16 protein-coding genes are annotated in these 19778 nt (G+C 75.0%); 12 read left to right on the top strand and 4 right to left on the bottom strand.

The window, feature by feature from the left end; all coding sequences use genetic code 11:
• The first annotated feature begins 25 nt into the window (after positions 1 to 25).
• On the top strand, positions 26 to 685 hold the full coding sequence (locus tag BUE45_RS18225) for a class I SAM-dependent methyltransferase (protein WP_073380559.1): 660 nt from the start codon (positions 26 to 28) through the stop codon (positions 683 to 685).
• 68 nt (positions 686 to 753) lie between these two features.
• Here the strand turns inward: BUE45_RS18225 and BUE45_RS18220 are convergent, their stop codons facing one another.
• Positions 754 to 1134, bottom strand: coding sequence for a RidA family protein (locus BUE45_RS18220; protein WP_073380558.1), 381 nt, complete (start codon positions 1132 to 1134; stop codon positions 754 to 756).
• Positions 1135 to 1376: 242 nt separating this feature from the next.
• On the opposite strand from BUE45_RS18220, the gene BUE45_RS18215 reads away from it, so the two are divergent.
• Complete coding sequence (locus BUE45_RS18215) at positions 1377 to 2999, top strand: N-acyl-D-amino-acid deacylase family protein (protein WP_073380557.1); 1623 nt, start codon at positions 1377 to 1379, stop codon at positions 2997 to 2999.
• Positions 2996 to 3946, top strand: a complete 951-nt coding sequence (locus BUE45_RS18210; RefSeq protein WP_073380556.1) for a sugar kinase — start codon at positions 2996 to 2998, stop codon at positions 3944 to 3946. Before BUE45_RS18215 ends, BUE45_RS18210 begins: the two co-directional genes overlap by 4 nt.
• Here BUE45_RS18210 and BUE45_RS18205 read toward each other — a convergent pair.
• Positions 3936 to 4253 (bottom strand): hypothetical protein, encoded by a 318-nt coding sequence (locus tag BUE45_RS18205; RefSeq protein ID WP_073380685.1) that lies wholly within the window; start codon positions 4251 to 4253, stop codon positions 3936 to 3938. The two genes, BUE45_RS18210 and BUE45_RS18205, sit on opposite strands and share 11 nt — an antisense overlap.
• 238 nt (positions 4254 to 4491) lie before the next feature.
• Here BUE45_RS18205 and BUE45_RS18200 point away from each other — a divergent pair, with 238 nt between their 5' ends.
• Both BUE45_RS18200 and BUE45_RS18195 read left to right on the top strand, forming a co-directional pair.
• Positions 4492 to 4770 (top strand): DUF6412 domain-containing protein, encoded by a 279-nt coding sequence (locus BUE45_RS18200; RefSeq protein WP_073380555.1) that lies wholly within the window; start codon positions 4492 to 4494, stop codon positions 4768 to 4770.
• Positions 4771 to 4873: 103 nt separating this feature from the next.
• On the top strand, positions 4874 to 5593 hold the full coding sequence (locus BUE45_RS18195; RefSeq protein WP_073380554.1) for a YidC/Oxa1 family membrane protein insertase: 720 nt from the start codon (positions 4874 to 4876) through the stop codon (positions 5591 to 5593).
• A gap of 18 nt (positions 5594 to 5611) precedes the next feature.
• Here BUE45_RS18195 and BUE45_RS18190 read toward each other — a convergent pair whose 3' ends face one another.
• Positions 5612 to 6235, bottom strand: coding sequence for a superoxide dismutase family protein (locus BUE45_RS18190; protein WP_073380553.1), 624 nt, complete (start codon positions 6233 to 6235; stop codon positions 5612 to 5614).
• A gap of 474 nt (positions 6236 to 6709) precedes the next feature.
• Between BUE45_RS18190 and BUE45_RS18185 the strand changes: the two genes are divergently transcribed.
• Both BUE45_RS18185 and BUE45_RS18180 read left to right on the top strand, forming a co-directional pair.
• Positions 6710 to 7330: a YigZ family protein gene (locus tag BUE45_RS18185; protein WP_073380552.1), complete on the top strand. Its 621-nt coding sequence runs from the start codon at positions 6710 to 6712 to the stop codon at positions 7328 to 7330.
• A 111-nt stretch (positions 7331 to 7441) separates the two neighbouring features.
• The gene (locus BUE45_RS18180) at positions 7442 to 8932 is read left to right on the top strand and encodes a hypothetical protein (protein WP_073380551.1); all 1491 of its coding nucleotides are present in this window, start codon (positions 7442 to 7444) and stop codon (positions 8930 to 8932) included.
• A gap of 13 nt (positions 8933 to 8945) precedes the next feature.
• Here BUE45_RS18180 and BUE45_RS18175 read toward each other — a convergent pair whose 3' ends face one another.
• Positions 8946 to 10388, bottom strand: coding sequence for a hypothetical protein (locus BUE45_RS18175; protein WP_073380550.1), 1443 nt, complete (start codon positions 10386 to 10388; stop codon positions 8946 to 8948).
• Between the two features lie 238 nt (positions 10389 to 10626).
• Here BUE45_RS18175 and BUE45_RS18170 point away from each other — a divergent pair, with 238 nt between their 5' ends.
• The 5 genes from BUE45_RS18170 to BUE45_RS18150 all read left to right on the top strand — a co-directional run bounded on the left by BUE45_RS18170 (position 10627) and on the right by BUE45_RS18150 (position 19709).
• Positions 10627 to 13857: a hypothetical protein gene (locus tag BUE45_RS18170; protein ID WP_073380549.1), complete on the top strand. Its 3231-nt coding sequence runs from the start codon at positions 10627 to 10629 to the stop codon at positions 13855 to 13857.
• Between the two features lie 33 nt (positions 13858 to 13890).
• Positions 13891 to 14220 (top strand): hypothetical protein, encoded by a 330-nt coding sequence (locus BUE45_RS18165; protein WP_073380548.1) that lies wholly within the window; start codon positions 13891 to 13893, stop codon positions 14218 to 14220.
• Positions 14221 to 14255: 35 nt separating this feature from the next.
• Positions 14256 to 14918 (top strand): hypothetical protein, encoded by a 663-nt coding sequence (locus BUE45_RS18160; protein ID WP_073380547.1) that lies wholly within the window; start codon positions 14256 to 14258, stop codon positions 14916 to 14918.
• 8 nt (positions 14919 to 14926) lie between these two features.
• On the top strand, positions 14927 to 15223 hold the full coding sequence (locus BUE45_RS18155) for a WXG100 family type VII secretion target (RefSeq protein WP_073380546.1): 297 nt from the start codon (positions 14927 to 14929) through the stop codon (positions 15221 to 15223).
• A gap of 97 nt (positions 15224 to 15320) precedes the next feature.
• Positions 15321 to 19709 (top strand): FtsK/SpoIIIE domain-containing protein, encoded by a 4389-nt coding sequence (locus tag BUE45_RS18150; protein ID WP_378655091.1) that lies wholly within the window; start codon positions 15321 to 15323, stop codon positions 19707 to 19709.
• Positions 19710 to 19778: the final 69 nt, after the last annotated feature.

Genomic DNA, 19778 nt, shown 5'->3' with positions numbered 1-19778 from the left:
AGGCTGGTCGCGGAGGTGGTCCACGATGACCGATGAGCACTACCCGGACGCGCCCCCGCCGGAGATGTTCCGCGCGGAGTACTGGGACGAGCGCTTCTCCGCCCCGGAGCGCATCTGGAGCGGGAACCCCAACCTCGTGCTGGTGGCCGAGGTGCGGGGGCTGGCCCCGGGTCGGGCGCTGGAGGTCGGCAGCGGCGAGGGCGACGACGCCCGCTGGCTGGCCGAGCAGGGCTGGGAGGTGACCGCCACGGACATCTCCGCGGTGGCCCTGGAGAAGGCGGCCGCCCGGGTCGCCGAGCAGGCTCCCGGCGCCGCGGCGCGGATCACCTGGCGGCGGGCCGACAGCGACGGGTGGACCCCGCCGGAGGGCGCCTACGACCTGGTGACCTCGCACTACCTGCCGCTGCGCCCGGAGCGCCGGACGGCGGTGTTCTCCGGACTGGCCGCCGCGGTCGCGCCCGGCGGGACGCTGCTGCTGGTGTCCCACGCCCTGCGCGACCTGGAGGACGGGCTGCCGCGCCCGCCGTGGCCGGAGCTGTTCCCGACCCTGGAGGAGATGGCGGACCTGGTACCGGGACGGGACTGGGAGACGGCGGTGCTGGAGGAGCGGCCGCGCCCGGCCGTCTACGACGGGACCGAGTACACCATCCACGACGTGGTCCTGCGCGCCCGCCGCCGGGACTGAGCGCGGGGGAGCCCCCGGCCGCCGTTCGCGCGAACGGCGGCCGGGGGCTCCGCGGTCGTGCGGGGCCGTCAGTCGCGCAGCTTGGCGACGACGTCGATCTCCACCAGGATGTCGGCGAGGTCGGAACCCACGGTGGTGCGCACGGGGTAGGGGGCGGTGAAGTGCTGCTCGTACACCGCGTTGTACTCGGGGAAGTCGCTCTTGAGGTTCTCCAGGTGCACCGTCGCCTTGACGACGTCGTCCAGGGTCAGGCCGTGCTCGGCCAGCACCGCGGACACGTTGGCCAGGACCTGGCGGGTCTGCTCCCCGACGGTGGGGGCGACCTCGCCGGTCTCCGGGTCCTGCGGGCCGAAGCCCGCGGTGAACAGGAACCCGCCGGCCACGATCCCCTGGCTGTAGGCACCGGCCGGGGCGGGGGCGCCGTCCGTGCGGACCGCCTTCTTCGACATCCGTGATCTCCTTGTGGTCGGGTCTCGCGTGCAGGGCCCGCCTCGTCGATAATGCCTGTACCGGCGAGCATGCGGATGCACATGCCGATGCGCACACCGGTGCACATTCCGCACGGCGGGCGGCCTGGGTCACGCTTATTGGCAACAAAGTTATCAATTTTGTTCCCGGCAGCGTATCTTGGTCCGCACCGACACCCGGCCGACGACACACCCGGCCGGTCGGCCCCCTGAACGGAGGAACAGTGCAGTCCGAGACCGTATTGGCCGGGGGACGGGTGGTCGACGGCACCGGCGGACCCTCCAGACCCGCCGACGTCGTGCTGCGCGGTGACCGCATCGTCCACATCGTCCCACCCGGAGCGGGCCACCGGATGACCGGGATCGGCGGAGCCGGGCCCGCCGAGGTCGTCGACGTCTCCGGGCTCGTCCTCGCCCCCGGCTTCATCGACATGCACTCCCACTCCGACCTCGCCGTCCTGGCCGACCCCGGGCACGAGGCCAAGGTCCTCCAGGGCGTCACCCTGGAGGTCGTCGGGCAGGACGGCCTGGGCTACGCCCCCGTCACCGACGACACGGTCGAAGAGCTGCGCGCCCAGCTCGCGGGCTGGAACGGCACCCCCGACCTGGACCACGCCTGGCGCGGGATCGGCGGGTACCTCGACCGGGTCGACGCCGGGGCGCCCGTCAACGTCGCCCACCTGGTCCCGCAGGGCAACGTGCGCATGGCCGTCCTGGGCGGCGAGGACCGCGCCCCCACCGGCGCCGAACTCGACCGGATGCGGGCCATCGTCGCCCGCGGCATGGAGGACGGGGCGCACGGCCTCTCCGCCGGGCTCACCTACACCCCCGGCATGTACGCGACCGACGACGAGATCGTCGCTCTGCTGTCCCCCGTCCACGAGGCGGGCGGCTACTACTGCCCCCACCACCGCAACTACGGCTCCCGGGTCGTGGAGTCCTACCGGGAGTGCCTGGACGTCGCCCGGCGCGCCCAGGTGGCCCTGCACCTGGCGCACTGCCACGTCAACTTCCCGCGGAACCGGGGCCGGGCCCCCGAGGTGCTGGACGCCATCGACGAGGCCACCGTCCACCACGGCCTCGACGTCACCCTCGACTCCTACCCCTACGGGGCCAGCGCCACCTACCTCGGCGCACCGCTGCCGAGCTGGGCGCAGACCGGCGGTACCGCCGCCACCCTGGAGCGCCTGCGCGACCCCGGGACCCGCGCCCGCATCCTCCACGAGATCGAGGTGGAGGGCACCGACGGCAACCACGGCATCCCCATGGACTGGTCCGCCATCGTCGTCACCGGCACCGCCGATCCCGCACTGTCCTGGGCGGTCGGCGCGTCCGTCGCCGAACTCGCCGCCCGCCGCGGCCGGGAGCCGGGCGACCTGTACATGGAGCTGCTCATCGGGGACGAGCTGCGCAGCGGCTGCCTGCTCCAGGTCGGCAACGAGGAGAACATCCGCACCATCATGCGGCACAGCTCCCACACCGCGGGCAGCGACGGCATCCTCGTCGGCGCCAAGCCCCACCCCCGGGGCTGGGGCACCTTCCCCCGCTACCTCGGCCACTACGTGCGCGAACTCGGGGTGCTCAGCCTGGAGGAGTGCGTCCGCCACCTCACCTCGCGCCCCGCGCGCCGCCTCGGCCTGAGCGGGCGCGGCACGGTCCACCTCGGCGCGGTCGCGGACCTGGTGGTGTTCGACCCCGACACCGTCGACGCCCGCGCCACCTACGACGAGCCCCGGCTCACCCCGGTCGGCATCGAGCACGTGCTGGTCGCCGGGGAGTTCACCGTCCGGGACGGGCGCCGCACCGACCGCCTGCCCGGCCGCTCCGTCCGAAGGGAACGGCGATGAGCGACACCTCCCCCCGCCCGCCGCTCGACGCCGTCTGCGTCGGCGAGACCATGGCCGTGCTGCACAGCGCCGACCCGCTCGCCGCGGGCGCGAGCCTCACCCTGGGCACCGGCGGCGCGGAGTCCAACGTCGCCGTCGCCCTGGCCCGCCTGGGGCACACCGCGGCCTGGGTGAGCCGGGTGGGCGACGACCCCTTCGGCCGGATCGTCACCGACGCCGTGTCCCGGTGGGGCGTGGACGTGGAGGGCGTGGCCGTGGACCCCGACCGCCCCACCGGCATGTACGTCAAGGACACCGCCCCCGGCGGGGCCGGCGTCCTGTACTACCGCTCCGGCTCGGCCGCCTCGGCGCTGTCCGCCGCCGACGCCGAGCGGGTGTGGTCGCGCCGGGCCCGGCTGGTCCACCTGTCCGGGATCACCCCCGCGCTGTCCGCCCGCGCCGCGGCGCTGGTCGAGCACCTGCTGGCCGGGCGCGCCGACGGCGACGCACTGCGCTCCTTCGACGTCAACCACCGGCCCGCGCTCTGGCCCGCCCGGGTCGCCGCCCCGGTCCTGCTGGACCTGGCCCGGCGCGCCGACATCGTGTTCGTGGGCCGGGACGAGGCCGAGCGGCTGTGGGGCACGCCGACCGCCGAGGACGTGCGCGCGGTCCTGCCGGAGGTCGCGGCCCTGGTGGTCAAGGACGCCGAGCACGGGGCGACCTGCTTCTCCGGGGCGTCGGCGGTGTTCGAGCCCTCCCCCGGGGTGGAGGTGGTGGAGGCCGTCGGCGCGGGCGACGCGTTCGCCGCCGGGTTCCTGTCCGGGCTGCTGGACGGCCTGCCGGTGGGACGGCGGCTGCGCCTGGGCCACGCCGCGGCCGGGGCGGTGCTGCGCTCGCGCGGCGACACCCTGGAGACCCCGCCCGGTGACGTGGCGGAGATCCGTTCGGGCGGCCCCGTCAGCCGATGACGATGGCGCCGGCCAGGACGGGGTCGCCGAAGCTGACGCTGCCGTGCCCGGAGGCCAGGGCGCGGCTGCCCTGGCAGCTGGTCCCCGAGAAGAGCGCGAACTTGACCTTGGCCTCGGTGGAGATCGCGGTGACCCCGCCCTGGCCGGTCTTGAGCGCGCGGCAGCCGCCCTGCTCGACGGTCTGCCGGTAGCCGGACTCGAAGGTGATCTGCACCGGGGGAGCCTGGTCCTCCCGGCTGGACAGCCCGGCGATGGCTCCGGCGATGGTCGCGGACATGGTGGCGAGGTTCGCGGGGCGAATCGGCACGGGGTTCCCCTTCACGACCGGTCCCGCCCCGGCGCGCCGCCGGTCGGGTTCCTGATCACGCTCTGTCACGTGGCTACAGGGGTCATTTAGCTACACGCGCGCGGGGATCGAGCGGAGCGCCGCCGGAGTGTCGGCGGATTTCTCCTGATGGGGGCCTTTCCGTCGACGGACATGTCAGGTCCGGATAGGATTTGCCCGGACACCTTCCGTGTGGCACCGCAGGAGTGAGGAGGACGCCGTGGCCGGTGCGCTGCTGCTGTTCCTCGCCGAACTCCTCCTGGTCGGACCCTCCCCGGACGTCCTGCCCACCGCCCCCATGGCGCTGCTGTTCGTCGTGGTGGGCGCCGCCCTCGCCTGGTACACGGCGCACGGCGCCGCGGCGGTCCCGGCGGGCGACACCACGGCCGGGCGGACGGGCGCGATGCGCCGCCGCTCGGAGCGGTCCGCGGTCCCCGCCCTGTGCGACCCCGACGCGGCGGGCAGACCGCGTCCCAGGGCGCCCGGCGCGGCCCGGTAGCGGCCGCCCGACACCCGATCCCCGTCGTTCCCGAACGCCCCTTCGGCGTCCCGGGCGGCCCGACGTCCGTTCTTTTCCTCCTGGACGAAGGGTCCGTTCCACCGTGTACTCCGTGTGGCCGATCTCGGCCGTCATGTCCCTGCTCACCGCGGTCCTGACCGCGCTCACCGCCTTCTTCACGCCCCTGGCGGGCGAACCCGCCGCGGCGCTGGCCGTGGTGGGCCTGACCGTCGCGGTGCGCCTGCTGCTCGTACCCCTGGGGGTGATGCAGGTCCGCGCCGAGAAGGTCCGCCTGCTCCTCGCGCCGCGGATCGCCGAGATCACGGCCCGGCACCGCGACGACCCGCAGAAGATGGTCGCCGCCCAGCAGAAGGTGTACGCGGAGGCGGGCACCTCGCCGCTGGCGGGCTGCCTGCCCTCGCTGGCGCAGCTGCCCGTCGTCATCGCCCTGTACGGGGTGTTCATCGGCCAGGGCCCGGGCGGCGGCGGCCTGCTGGAGCACACCCTGGCCGGGGTGGCGCTGGGCGCCACCCCGCTGTCCGCCGGCGCGCCGGGTGTGCCGGTCTTCGGCCTGCTGCTGGTCCTGCTGGCGCTGGTGGCGTGGGGGTCGCGCCGCTTCCTGCCCATGCCCGCCACCACCCCCGAGGCCGAGCGCATGGCCCGCGGCCCGCTGTCCTACCTGCCGTTCATGACGGTGGTCGTCGCGGTGTTCGTGCCGCTGGCCGCGGGCCTGTACCTGCTGACGTCGGGGGCGTGGGCGCTCGGGGAGCGGCTGCTGCTGCGCCGGGTGCTCCCCGAGCCCGCCGTCCCCGCCGGTCGGTGACCGCGGCGCCGGACGGCGTCAGAACACGACGCTGACGCAGGCGAGGCGGTCGCCCGCGGTGCCCGCCTCGCCGTGCCCGGTCGCGGTGTGCTGCTCGTGCAGGACCAGGGAGTTGGCCTCGCCCTCGCGGAACTCCCAGGGCACGGTGGTGCTGACGGTGGCGGCGCCGGTCCCGTCGGCGGTGAAGTCCAGCCAGACCTCGTTCTCCGGGTTGGCGTAGGCCGGGTCGGTGGAGGGGGTCTCCGCGTCGGCGGCCGGGTCCTGCTCGTTCTGGTAGTGGGGCCCGGCGTCCTCGGGCTTCTCCCCGCACGGCCGCGTGTGCACGTGGGCGCCGAAGTCGCGGTCGGCCTCCAGCCCGGTCGCGGTGAACTGCACGGAGGTCGCGCCCTCCTGGGCGCGCACCTGCACGTCGGAGGTGGCCCCCTCGGGTACGGCGGTCTCGTCGTAGGTGATGGCGGCCCGGCTCTCCCCGGGGACCATGAAGATCCCGGCGGTGACGCTGGGGGAGGCGGTCGGCTGGACGCCGGCCGGGCTCTGCGGGGAGGCCGAGCCGTCCCCGTCCCCGCCCGCGTCCCCGGAGCACCCGGTGGCGAGCAACGCGGTCAGGGCCAGTGCGCCTACGGCGAACGGTGGCGTGCGCATGACGGAACTCCCGGTGGTTTCTCGACGGTCGTCCGCAAGGTTACCCAAAGCAATTCATTCATCGCTGTGAGTGCGGATTCAGGGTGTCGAGGGAGGAGGGGAATGCGTCCTGAGAGTGAAGGCCTCGGGGGAGGGGGCCGTGTTCGCGCCACAGGTCGAGACGCCTCCCGGCCTCCTCGACACTCGGGATGCTACCGCTCGCAACCCGCCACGGCACCAGAGGAGGCCGGGCGCACCGGTGCCGGCGTCGGCGCGGCGGTGCGGGCCGGCCACGCCGCCCGGCCCCGCCACGGGGCCCTGCGGCCTCCGCCGCGGTGCGGGAGCCGTCCGTGCTTTCGGTCCATGCCCGCGGCGGTGCGGGCCGGGAGCCGTCCATGTCTCCGCCCGCGTCGTCCTCGCCCGCGACGGGTGCGGCGGGCGCGGGGGCGGGTGGGACACTGGGGGCGCCCACCAGACCCCGTCCGAACAGGCGACATGCGAACGATCAGACGCGACGGCGAGCACGAGCTGGAGATCAGGCGCTCCCGCTTCCTCTGCGCCCTGGCCCGGGTGCCCGACGAGGAGGCGGCCCGGGAGTTCATCGCCCGGCGGCGCAAGGAGCACTGGAGCGCCACCCACAACTGCACCGCCTACATCCTGGGCGAGGACGGCGGGATCCAGCGCTCCAGCGACGACGGGGAGCCCGCCGGGACCGCCGGGGTGCCCATGCTCGAAGTGCTGCGCCACCGGGAGATGACCGACACCGTCGCCGTCGTCACCCGCTACTACGGGGGGACCAAGCTCGGCGCGGGCGGCCTCATCCGCGCCTACGGCGGGGCCGTGTCCGCCGCGGTCGACGCCCTCGGGGTGCTGGAGCGCCGCCGCCTGCTCGTGGTGGACGTGTTCGCCGACTACGTGATCGGCGGGCGCCTGGAGAGCGACCTGCGCGACTCCCGCTTCCAGGTCCGCGACGTCGGGTACGGGGACCGGGTCCGCGTCGAGGTGGCCCTGCCCGAGGAGGACCTCGCCGGGTTCGAGCTGCTCCTCGCCGAGCTCACCGGCGGGAGGGCGGGACTGGAGCGGCGCGGCACCACCGTCGTCGACGTGGAGCCCTGAGGCGCCCCGCGGTTCACGTCGTCGTAACGACCGGTGGCCGTGTGTATCGGCACGCCGATGACCGGCTTAGGATTTGCCGTAAACGTCATCGTTCGTGGGGAGAAACGGTTCATGCGCAGCTCACGGGTGCCCCAGGCCCTCACCTGCGGCCTCGCCGTGCTGCTGGTCGCCGCGTGCAGCGGAGACCCCGCACCCGACCCCGTCGAACCCGAGGCCGAGCCCGCGCCGGTCCCCACCGAGTTCGAGGGCCAGGCCCCGCCCGGCATCGAGGGCGAGGTGCTGCGGGTCCTGCACGGTGACGGCGCCGACGCCCACACCATCTTCGCCGACCCCTCGGGCGTGCGGATCAGCCCCGTCGGCGACGCCTTCCTCGTCAGCTCCGGGGGAGAGGACCGCCACCTGCTCCAGGACGCCGCCACCGGCGCCGACCTGTGGGAGGGCGAGGCGCGCTTCCGCGGCTTCGGCATCGACCTGGACGGCGCTCCGGTGCTGCTGATGTCCGACCCGGACGGGGCCCCCTTCGTCCTGGACGCGGCGGGGGACGCCCTGTGGGAGCCCGCCCGGGACGGCGACCTCTACCTGAACGGGGTGGGGGTGCGCCGGCCGGGGGACTGGTCCGAGGAGGAGCCGTACGGGGAGTACGCGGTCCTGGACGCCGACGGCGGGGAGCTGTGGGGGTACGAGTTCGCCGCGCCGCCGCAGGAGCCGTCCGGAGAGCCCTCGGACGCCGACGACCCCGACGCGGGGGAGCCCGGCGGGGAGGAGCCGGCGGCGCTCGGCGTCCCCGTCACCGCCTGGGACGGGGCGGTCCTGCTGGCCTCCGGCGACGGCGCCCTGCACGCCCGCTCCCTGGACCCCGGGGAGCCGGGCGCGGAGCTGTGGACCCTGGACGGCGGCGCCGACGAGGACCTGGGCATGACCGGCCTCGCCCCGCTGCCCGCCCCGCACGTGCTCGGCCTGTTCCCGCTGCCCTCCCCCGAGGAGCAGGAGACGCGGGCGGACGGGGACCCGGACGAGGAGGAGGACGGGGAGGCGCAGGAGCCCGGCGACGAGGGGGAAGAGGTCCTCCTGGTGCGCTGGAGCAGCGCCGAGTCCCCCTCCGTGCTCTCCGCCCACGACCCCGCCGACGGGGGCGTCCTGTGGACCCTGGAGGAGCCCGGCCCCAACCCGGTCGGCGGCGACTACGACCCGGCCGGGCCCGCGGGCGGCCTCTACGACGCCGCCACGGGCACCTTCCTGCTGCCCCAGGCCAGCGGGGCGGCGACCGCCGTCGCCGTCGACCTGGCCGCCGGGGAGGTGCTGTGGGGGCTGGAGGACGAGGACGGGGCGTTCTCCCCGGCCTTCACCCACGACGGCTTCATCTACGGCACCGACCGGGGCGGGGACTCCGACTCCCAGGTGGTGCTGGACGCCCGCGACATGGACGTGGTCGCCGACGACCTGTCCGCCCACGTCGAGGCGATCACCCAGGGCGGGCACGCCATGCTCGTCCAGGGGCGGCAGCGCTTCGTCTACGGGCCGCTCCCGGGGGAGGACGGGGCCGAGGAGGGCGGCGACCCGTCGGAGGGCCCCCCGGCGTCCCCCGGGGACGGCGCGAGCTGACCCGCGCCCGGGGTCAGGGCTCCCGGCGCTCGGGGTGGCGCACCACGACCTCCAGGCCCAGCGCGCCGGTGTCCACCGTGCCGTCGTCGCGCGCCCACCACTGGCGCCGCGCAGCCCGGGACTCGCCCATCGCCACCACCAGCAGGTTCGGCGGCAGGTCCAGCAGCACGTGCTCGTCGGCGGCGCTCAGCGGCCGGGGCACCACGACCGCCTCGAACGCGCCCGGCTCGGGCACCGTCCCCTGGATCGGGTCCGGCGCGGACACCACCGGGATCGTGTCCGCGACCAGCGAGTGCAGCGGGCGGTCCGGGCGCAGCACCCGCACCCGCACCCCGGCGGCGTGCAGGCCGTCGCCGACCACCCGCACCGTGTCCGCCGCCACGCCCGCGTCGCCGCCCACCGCCAGCAGGCCGCGCGTCCGCGTCAGGTCCAGGTGGACCAGCGCGTCGCCGCCCTCCTCCAGGCCCAGGCAGACCAGGACGCCGCGCACCGGCTCGCGCACCGCCGTCATCGCGGCCGTCGTGAAGTGGACCGGGGCCGTCGAGCGCCCGCTCCCGTACCGCCACGTGGTGGTGTCCACCACCCGCCACGACGACATCGGCGGGGTCGCCCCGGCCGGGACCACGGCGCTCACCCCCGCGTCCGAGGTCAGCAGCGCCACCGGCCGGGCCGGGACGTCCGCGGGGGAGGCCAGCAGCTCGGCGTGCGCGGCGGCGGCGCGGCGCCGGGCGTCGGGGTCGGCGGCCACCGCCTCGGTCGCGGCCCGCCTCCTCCTGGCGGCCACCCCCGGCCGGGTCGGCCTGCGCTTGGGGGCCCGCGCCGCCCGGGCCCGGGCGGCGGCCCGGAACGGCCAGGTGATCCCGCGCAGCACCGGCTCCCAGAACAGGGTGAGGAGCGTCAGCAGCACCAGGCCGACGGCCCCGCCCGCCAGCAGCCGCGGGTCGATCGAGGGCCTGGCGCCGTCCGGATCGAGGTCCACCACCTCGCCCTGCGCCGTGGGGGACGCCCCGTCCTCGGGCGGGGGCGTGTAGGCGGGCGGCGGCGGAGGCGGCGAGGGCGGCTCCTCGCCCACCGCCAGGGCGTTCTCCACCGCCACCACGCACAGCGGGTCGCTGCCCCGGTAGACGTTCTCGCCCCCGGCGTCGAACGGGACCACCAGGCGCCACTGCGCCAGCACCGCCCGGTCCTCGCCCAGCGCGTTGCCGTCGGCCTGGGTCCGCCCGGCGTTCAGCTCGTAGATCTCCGCGGCGCGCTCGGCGTCGTCCAGGATCAGGCCCGCGATCGAGTCCAGCCCCGGGGAGCCCTCGGGCACCACGTAGTAGTACACCTCGGGGCAGATCGCGTAGGGGTCGGCGGTGTCCGCGGCCACCGGCCCGGCCGGGGCCAGGGCGACCGCCGCGGCCAGCGCCGCCGTGGCCGCCGCCGCGCGCGCCGTCGCAAGACGTGTGGGGGTCACTCGCTCTACTCCTGTGGCTGTCCGTGGAGGTACGTGTGGGGGAGACGACGCATAGGACGTCCTGGTTCGCCCGAACCGGTCACGTCCCGGGAGCGTCTGTTCACTTGTGGGCGTGGCAGTCTATGATGACGGATTTGCGGAGACCCTCGTGACCCCGGGCCCCGACCCACCCCCTCCCGGCGGCTCTCACACGCGCCCGTGACCTCCCCGGGAACCAGGAAAGCGAGTACAGCGGAACGTGGCCCAGCAACCGCGCGAGTACCTCCGGTGGGACCTCCTCGACCGGGACAAGGACCCCATCCCGTGGGACCCGTCCGAGGCCCGGTCGCTCAGGGACTTCTACGAGAGGCTCGCCGACGCCGCCGAGACCGCGGGCCGCGAGGTCCGCAGGCTCGACCGCGGCTCCCTCGGCGAGGGCAGCACCGTCGAGGCGCTCCAGGAACTCGTGGAGGAGCTGCCCAAGTACCTCGACAAGGCGCACGACGCCTACGAGGCCGGGTACAGGGCCCTGGAGACCTGGGCCGAGGCGCTGGAGACCGCCCGCACGAACAGCGCCGCCGTCGCCCGGGTCGCCTCCACGGCCTACCACGGCCTGGAGGACACGGACGAGTGGTCCAAGGGCGACGACCCCCTGCGCCGGTCCCACATCGGCGACCTCGACGCCGTCCTCACCGAGATGGACCGGATCGCCGACGACACCAAGAGGGCGCTGGAGGACGCCAAGCAGGGCAGCCCGCGCAAGCTCTGGGGATGGCTCGACAAGATCGTCACGTGGATCGAGGAAAACCCCCTCATCTACGCGGTGGTCATGATCGTCGCCGGGCTGGCCGCCATCTTCATCCCCGGCCTGGGCATCGCCCTGGCCATCGCGGCGCTGTCCCTGGCCACCGCCAACCTCTACCGCGAGGGCAAGCTCGGCTTCAACCTGGAGACCGTCGCCACCCTGGGCATCGAGGCCCTGGCCCTGGTCCCCGGCGGCGCCCTGCTGCGCGGCGCCTCCGCCCTGGGCCGGGTGGCCCGGCCCGCCGGCGGCCTCATGGTCCGCGGCATCCGCAGCTCCGCCGCCGGGGTGCGCCTGGCCACCGGGGCCCAGCGGGTCGGCAGCCGGGTGGGCGGCATGCGCAGCGGCTACCAGGCCCTGCGCAGCAGCCGCACCTCGGTCAACGTCGCCCACTCCGTGGCCCGGGACACCACCTCCGGCATGGCCGCGTCCCTGGTCACCCAGATGGCCGCCGACCCCGAGAACTGGCAGAGCTACCTCTCGCCCGGGTCGCTCGCCAACGAGGCCCTCGGCGCCTTCGCCACCAACGCCCTCGGCTCGGGCGTCGGCGCCTACCGGGAGAACCACGGCCTGGGCCCGCTGGGCGGCGGCCCTGACGGGCCCTCCACCGGCGACGACCTCACCATCCCCACCGGGGACGGCGACGTCACCGTCTCCCGCTCGGACGGGACGACCACCATCTCCGCCTCCGACGGCCTGACCGTCCAGGGCTCCACCGGTGACGGCGAACCCGTGCAGATCACCCAGAGCGGCACCGTCGACCTCGACTTCGGCGACGGCGGTCCCACCGTCTCCCGCCCGGAGCCCGACGGCACGGGCACCGCCCCGGACACCCGGGTCGTGGACCCCGCGGGCGGCACCAGCACCGACATCGGGGAGAGCGGCTACCGGGTCTCCACCGACGGCGGCTCCACCCAGGGATACGACCGGGGCACGGACACCGCGACGATCAGCAGCGGCGACGTGCGCGTCGACGCCGGACCCGGCTTCGTGCACGTCGTGGACGAGGCGCAGAGGGTCGACATCGCCCTGCGCGCCGACGGCTCCGCCGACGGCCGGGGCGCGGGCTCCACGGCCGTGCTGCCCAGCGGCGGCGGCGCCGAGATCCGCACCGGCAACCCCACCCTCTCGCCGAGCGCCGTCATGGACGCCGACGGCCACGTCCGGATCGACGGGGACGGGGGCATCCGCGGCAGCGACGCCTGGCCGGGCCAGGTCCGCACCGAGGACGGCACCGGCGTCGCCGTCCTCCAGCGCGGCGGCGAGGACCGGATCCAGGTCTGGGACGCGGACGGCACCCGCCGCTCCTACGACATGAACGGCGACCCCGTCCCCGCCGGGGCCCACCCGCCGCTGCGGACCAACGCCCACGGGGAGCCCTACCTCCTCACCGGCGGTACCCGGGTGGAGGTCGGCCGCGGTCCGGACGCCTCCCCCGCCCTGCGGATGGACACCCCCCAGGGGTGGACCGTGACGACCTCCCGCGACGGCGCGGTCGACCTGGCGGCGCCCTCCAACGGCGGCGGGGACCGCCTCCAGGCCACCCGGAGGCCGGACGGCACCACCGCCCTGGGCACCGACACGCACCGCGTCGGCACCGGCCCCGACGGGCTGAGCGCCCGCGGACCGGGGGACGTGCGGGCGGGGAGCGACCGGGACGGCTCCCACGTGAGCGACGGCACCGTGCGCACCGACGTCCGCCGCGGTGAATCGTCCGGCCTGGGCAGCGCCGAGACCACCCGCACGGACGCCCCCGACCGCCCCCTGGCGGCGCAGGGGGACGGCGAGGGGCGGGTCACCACCTCCGACGGCACCACGGTCCGCACCCGCGCCGACGAGGTCACCGCCGCCGTGCCCACCGAGGGCGGGCCCCGCACCATCCGCAGCGGGGACCGCACCATCGACGCCGGGCCCGACGGCATCGGCCTGCGGGGTCCGTCCCCGGACTCGCCGGGGACCGTGCCGCTGCGCATGGGCGAGACCGCGGGCGACGCCGGACGGGTGCCGCCCGGCTGGCGGGTCACCGCCGACTCCGACGGCGGCATGACCGCCGCGACCCACCCGGACCACCGGACCGAGGTGCCCGCCCCCAGGCCGGAGCCCCTCCGCGCGGCCGGGCGGGAGATCGCCTGGCAGCTCACCAAGAACGTGCTCAACCTGTCCTTCGGCTTCGCCGTGGACTCCTCCCGGGAGGCGGCGCGGGAGCTGCTCGGCGAACTCGGCATCGAGGCGGAGTGGCTGACCGCCTTCATGACCGACACCGACGACCCCAAGTACTGGGTGCAGGTCGGCGCCCAGCTCGTGACCGCGGTCCCCAAGGCCGGGGTGGAGGGCCGCCTCGCCCACGACGGCGAGCTGCCGGGGGCGTTCGGCGCCGGGCTCGTCATGGAGTCCGCCCACCAGGCCGCGCGCAACAACCTCCGCGACGGCGTGATGGGCGAACTCGAAGAGCAGGAGAAGGAGGAGCAGCGGGCGGCCGAGACCCTCGAACGCCGGAGGGAGGACGTCCGGGCCCGGCTGGAGGCGCTGGACATGATGTTCGACCAGGGCATGGTCGACGAGTTCATCCGCGACCACCCGAACCCGACGGCGCCCGAGCGCGAGCGCGTGGCCGCGGTCGTCGCCGCCGCCGTCGACGAGCGGGACCGCCTGCTGGGCGAACTCGCCGAACTGGAGAAGACGGGCTGACCGCCCGGCGGTCACGAGGGAGGTAAGGACACCATGGCGAAAGTGGTCAAGATCGACACCGACGCGCTGGAGGACATGCAGCGCGCGCTGCGGCGCATCTGCGACGACTTCGGCGGTGAGGACGTCGAGAGCCCCGAGGACCGGGCCGAGGACATCGGCCCCGGGCGGCTGGTCGACTCCGCCAAGGACTTCGGCAAGGACTGCAAGAAGAACTACGAGCGCCAGGCCGAGGACCTGGGCGCCCTGCTCAACGCCCTGAACCCGGTCATCACCACGTTCTACGAGATGGACGAGGAGCTGGGCCTGAGCCTCAGGGGCGAGCAGGAGCCGCCGCCTCCCCACCACCGCAACCAGCTCGCCTGACGGCGGGCCCCGCCGACCACCACCGAGGAGCAGCCGTGCCGTACGTCTTCGAGGAGGACGGGGCCGAGGTCGACATCGGGTTCGACGTCGCCGTCCCCGAGGGCTGGACGCAGTACGACCTGACCGGCGACACCGTCGCCCGCATGCGCGAGCAGGCCGTGGCGCTGTACGGCAACCGGCCCGAGGAGCTCAACGCCCTCAACGACCTGCTCGCCGACATCGCCCGGGTCACCAAGGACGCGACGAGCGGCGGGCTGATCGCCGCCGCCGGGACCTTCGAGGAGTACGAGGACGGGTTCTTCATGGCCACCGTCTGCGTCTTCTCGTTCCCCGCCGGGCACGGCGACCAGACCATCGACCCCATCAGGGTCATCGAGTACGTCTACCCCGAGGCCTCCACCGCCCGCGAGGGCGCGTGGCTGAAGAAGACCACGGTGGACCTGCCCGAGTCCGGGTCGCCGGTGTGCGGCCGCATCTACGGCGTCACCGACTACGAGATGGACGACGCGCTGGTCCGCTCCGCGGTCATGCACACGTCCTACACGCTCCCCGGGCTGGACCGGCGCATCATGGTCAGCTGCTCCAGCCCCAACGTCCTCCAGCTCGAAGAGGTCATGGACCTCTTCGACGCCATCAGCGGCACCGCCCGCTTCTGGATCATGGAGGACGACCCCGACGACCAGCAGAGAAGAAGGTAGGAGACCCCATGCCCGTCTACAACGTCGACAGCGACAAGACCGAGGAGACCTCCGGCTCCCTCATCAAGGAGTTCGAGGCGTTCACCGAGCGCCTGGAGGCCATCAAGCAGAAGGTCGACGGCCTCATCTCCGACGGTTACAGCACCCCCGCCGCCGAGAAGCACTTCCGCCCCTTCTTCGAGGAGTTCAACACCGGCTTCGAGGGTGTGAACAAGGGCCTGGAAGGCGTCGCCAACTACATCAAGCAGGTCGGCACCACCTTCGGCGACACCGACGAGAAGCTCGGCGAGGGCCTGAAGGGCTGAGCCCGCCCCGGGGCGGCCCTCGCCGGCCGCCCCGGTACCTTTCCCCATCGCTCACCGAAGAAGCGGAAGCAGCCCCACCGTGCGCCTCCTCCTCACCGTGACCCCGTCGACCGTCCCCGCGGCGGACGGCACCGGCCCCGTCGCCTCCTCGCCCCTGCGCCTGGACGTGCTGGTCGACGCCGACCCCGGCTCCACCGTGCGCCGGCTGGCCGAGACCGTCGACCCGATGGTGCGCACCCTCCCCCGCACCCCCGGCCGGGACGTCGCCCTCTACCTGGGCGACCGCCCCGTCGACCCGGACGCCTCCCTGGCCGACGCCGGGCTGCTCGACGGCTCCGTCGTCGGCGTCGGCGGACCGGCCCCCGCCGCCGGCGAGCCCCCGGGCGTGGTGGAGGTCCGGGTCGTCTCCGGACCCGACGCGGGCCGCATCGTCCGCCTGGACCCCGGCGACTACGTCGTCGGCGACGACGAGGCCGCGGTCCTCCCGGTGAACGCCGACGGGCACTGGGCGCGCATCCGGGTCGTCCCCGACGGCTCCGTCTCCTTCCTGGGCGCCAGCGGCGGCGACGGCTGCGCGCTGGAGGGCGAACCCGTCGCCGAGGACGGCGCCTGGCCCCAGGGCGAGCAGCTCACGCTGGGCGGCACGCTCTTCGAGGCCTGGCCCAACCACCGCGCCGACGCCGCCGTGGCCCCCGCCGAGGACGGCACCGGCCTGGACTACAACCGCCCGCCCCGCCTGCACCCGGCGCCCACCAAGACCTCGTTCAAGCTGCCCTCCCCGCCCGAGCCGCCGGACCGGCCGATCGTGCAGCTCATCATGATGATCCTGCTGCCCATCACCATGGCGGTCGGCAGCGCCCTGGTCATGGGCCGCCCCCAGTACCTGCTCATCGGCCTGCTCGCCCCGGTCTCGGTGCTGTTCACCCAGATGCTCCAGCGGCGCACCACCAAGGCCCGCTACGACAGGCAGCTCACCGAGTACGAGGAGAAGAAGGAGCGGATCACCAGGGACGCCCGCGACGCCCTCCTGGTCGAGCAGCGCCGCCTGCGCGACACCTGCCCCGACCCGGCCGCCGTGCTCCTGCTCGCCACCGGCCCGCGCTCCCGGCTGTGGGAGCGCCGCCAGACCGACGAGGACTTCTCCCTGCTGCGGGTCGGCACCGGCAGCCTCCCCTCCAAGGTGGTCCTCAGCGACCCCACCAGGGACGACCACCGCCGCGACATCACGTGGGACATGACCGACGTCCCCGTCGGGGTCTCCGTCAAGGACAACGGCGTCGTCGGCGTCGCTGGCCGCGGCGAGGGCGGCCGGGCCCTCGAACGCTGGCTGGTCGCCCAGCTCGCCGCGCTGCACAGCCCCGCCGAACTCCAGATCCACCTGCTGTCCATGGAGGGCGACCACGACCGCTGGAAGTGGACCCGCCACCTGCCGCACCTGCGCGGCGACCACCCCCACCTCTCCCTCAACCGGGTCGGCATCGACGCCACCACCTGCGCCCGCCGCATCTCCGAGCTGCTCGCGCTCCTGGAAGCCCGCAAGCAGGCCAGGCGCGACCTCGCCGACCAGCCCGCCGTCGTCATCGTGCTCGACGGCGCCCGCCGCATCCGCTCCCTGCCCGGCGTGGTCCAGCTGCTGCGCGAGGGCCCCGAGGCCGGCATCTACACCCTCTGCCTGGACGCCGAGGAGCGCCTGCTGCCCGAGGAGTGCCAGGCGGTCGTCACCATCACCCCGCACGGGATGCGGCTGCGCCGCACCTCGTTCGACAACGTCGAGGACGTGCGCCCCGACGTGCCCTCCGCGGCCTGGGCCGAGCGCCTGGGACGCGCCCTGGCCCCCCTGCGCGACAGCAGCGTCGGCGAGGCCGGCGGCACCCTGCCGCGCTCGGCCCGCCTCCTCGACGTCATCGGGCTGGAGCCCCCCAGCGGAGAGGCCATCGCCGCCCACTGGGCGGGCGGCGGGCGCAGCACCGCGGCCACCCTCGGCGTGGGCCTGGACGGGGCGTTCTCGGTGGACATCCGCCGCGACGGCCCGCACGCCCTCATCGCCGGCACCACCGGCTCCGGCAAGTCCGAGCTGCTCCAGACGCTGGTGGCCTCGCTGGCCGCCGTCAACCGGCCCGAGTCGATGTCGTTCGTGCTCGTCGACTACAAGGGCGGCAGCGCCTTCAAGGACTGCGTGGACCTGCCGCACACCGTCGGCATGGTCACCGACCTGGACACCCACCTGGTCGGCCGCGCGCTGGTCTCCCTGGGCGCCGAGCTGCACCGCCGCGAGCACATCCTCGCCAGGGCCGGCGCCAAGGACATCGAGGACTACCTCGAACTCCTGGACCGCGACCCGCGCATGCCGCAGATGCCGCGCCTGATGCTGGTCATCGACGAGTTCGCGTCCATGGCCCGCGAACTGCCCGACTTCGTCAAGGGCCTGGTGAACATCGCCCAGCGCGGCCGCTCCCTGGGCATCCACCTGGTGCTGGCCACCCAGCGACCCGGCGGCGTGGTCACCAACGACATCCGCGCCAACACCAACCTGCGCATCGCCCTGCGGATGACCGACGAGAGCGAGAGCCGCGACGTCATCGACGCCCCCGACTCCGCGCACATCGGCATCGACACCCCCGGGCGCGCCCACGTGCGGCTCGGCCACGCGTCCCTGCTGCCGTTCCAGTCGGGCCGGGTCGGCGGGCGCCGGGTCGTGGCCTCCACCGAGGCCGCCGACCCCGAGGTCCACCCCGTCAAGTGGTCCGACCTCGCCCAGCCCGCCCCGGTCGCCCGGCGCGGCGGGGAGGAGCGGACCGGCGACGTCGAGGTCACGGACCTCACCGTGCTGGTCGCCGCGGTCGGTGAGGCCGCGCAGCGGACCGGCGCCGAACGCCAGCCCAGCCCCTGGCTGCCCGCCCTGCCCGTCCGGCTGACCCTGGGCGAGCTGCTCGGCGGCGGCCCACCCGCCGCCGACCCCGGCACGGTGCGGGCCGTCCCCCTCGGCCTGGTGGACGTGCCCGCCCGGCAGCGCCAGCACCCCTACACCTTCGACCCCGCCCGCACCGGGCACCTGCACGTCATGGGCTCCGGGCGCAGCGGCCGGTCCCAGGCGCTGCGCACCCTCGCCGCCTCCCTGGCCCTGGGGCACCACCCCGGCGACCTGCACATGTACGGGCTCGACTGCGGCAACGGCGCCCTGCTGCCGCTGGAGCGGTTCCCGCACTGCGGGGCCGTCGCCCAGCGCGGCCAGGCGGAGCGGGTGGTGCGCCTGGTCGCGCAGCTGGAGGAGGAGCTGGACCGCCGCCAGAAGCTGCTGGCCGCCCACGGCTGCGCCGACCTGGAGGAGCTGCGCGCCCGGCCCGGGACGGCGCCCGCCGACCGCCCCGCCCACCTGGTGCTGTTCATCGACCGCATCGACGTGTTCGAGCAGACCTTCGGCGAGTACAACTACGGCGCCCTCGTGGAGGGTGTGGCCACCCTCATGCGGGACGGCGCCGGGGTCGGGATCCACGTGGTCGCCGCCGGCGACCGGATCCTCACCCGCACCAAGTACTCCTCCACCACCGAGGAGCTGCTGGTCCTGCGCTGCAACGACCCGGGCGACTACAGCACCGCCGGGCTCAACGCCCGCTCCCTGCCCGAGGAGGTCCCCGACGGCCGGGCCTTCCGGGCGGGGGACGCCCTGGAGGTGCAGATCGCCCTGCTCAACCGCAACCCGCAGGGCGGGGCGCAGGCCGAGGAGCTGGGCCGGATCGCCGACTTCGTGACCCGGCGCACCGAACGGACCCCGGCTCAGGGGCCGCGCCCGTTCCGTGTGGACGTGCTGCCCGACCGGCTGACCTACGACGACACGGCCCGCTACCGGCGCACCGCGGCCGGGCCGCTGGAGGTCCTGGTGGGCGTGGGCGGCAACGAGCTGTCCGCGGTCACCGCCGACCTGGCGAGCGTCCCCACGTTCCTCATCGCCGGGCCGCCGCGCTCGGGGCGCTCCAGCATGATCGCCATGATGGCGCGCTCGCTGCTGGAGTCCGGGACCGAGCTGCTGCTGGTCACCCCGCGCGGCTCCCGGCTCACCGACCTGCGCGGCCACCCCGGGGTGCGGGCCGTCCTCGACTCCGCGGAGCCCCGGCTCTCGCAGCTGCACGAGGCGCTCGGAAGGTTCGAGGGGGAGACCGCCGCGGTGCTCATCGACGACGCCGAGCTGCTGCTCCAGAGCGACCTCGGCAAGGAGTTCACCCGCATCGCGCGCGGCATGGTCGGCCCCGGCTGGGGCATCGTCGCCGCCGGGACCAACGACGCCCTCCAGGGCGGGTTCAACGGGTGGCACGTCCACCTCAAGCGCAACCGCGTCGGCGCGCTGCTGTCCCCGCAGGCGCAGTCCGACGCCGAGGTGCTCGGGCTGCGCCTGCCCAAGGGCGTGGCGGGACCGCGCATCGTGCCCGGTATCGCCCACCTCCACCTGGGCGACGGCCAGGTGCGGCAGGTGCGCGTGCCGCTGCCGTGACCGGGACCGGCCGCCCCGTGCCCCACACGGGGCGGCCGGTGACCGTTAGGATCCGAATATCCCCTTTGC

This window comes from Nocardiopsis flavescens, from assembly GCF_900141985.1.
In the GTDB taxonomy this organism is placed as follows: domain Bacteria; phylum Actinomycetota; class Actinomycetes; order Streptosporangiales; family Streptosporangiaceae; genus Nocardiopsis; species Nocardiopsis flavescens.
This window is presented reverse-complemented; position numbering and strand designations above follow the sequence as displayed.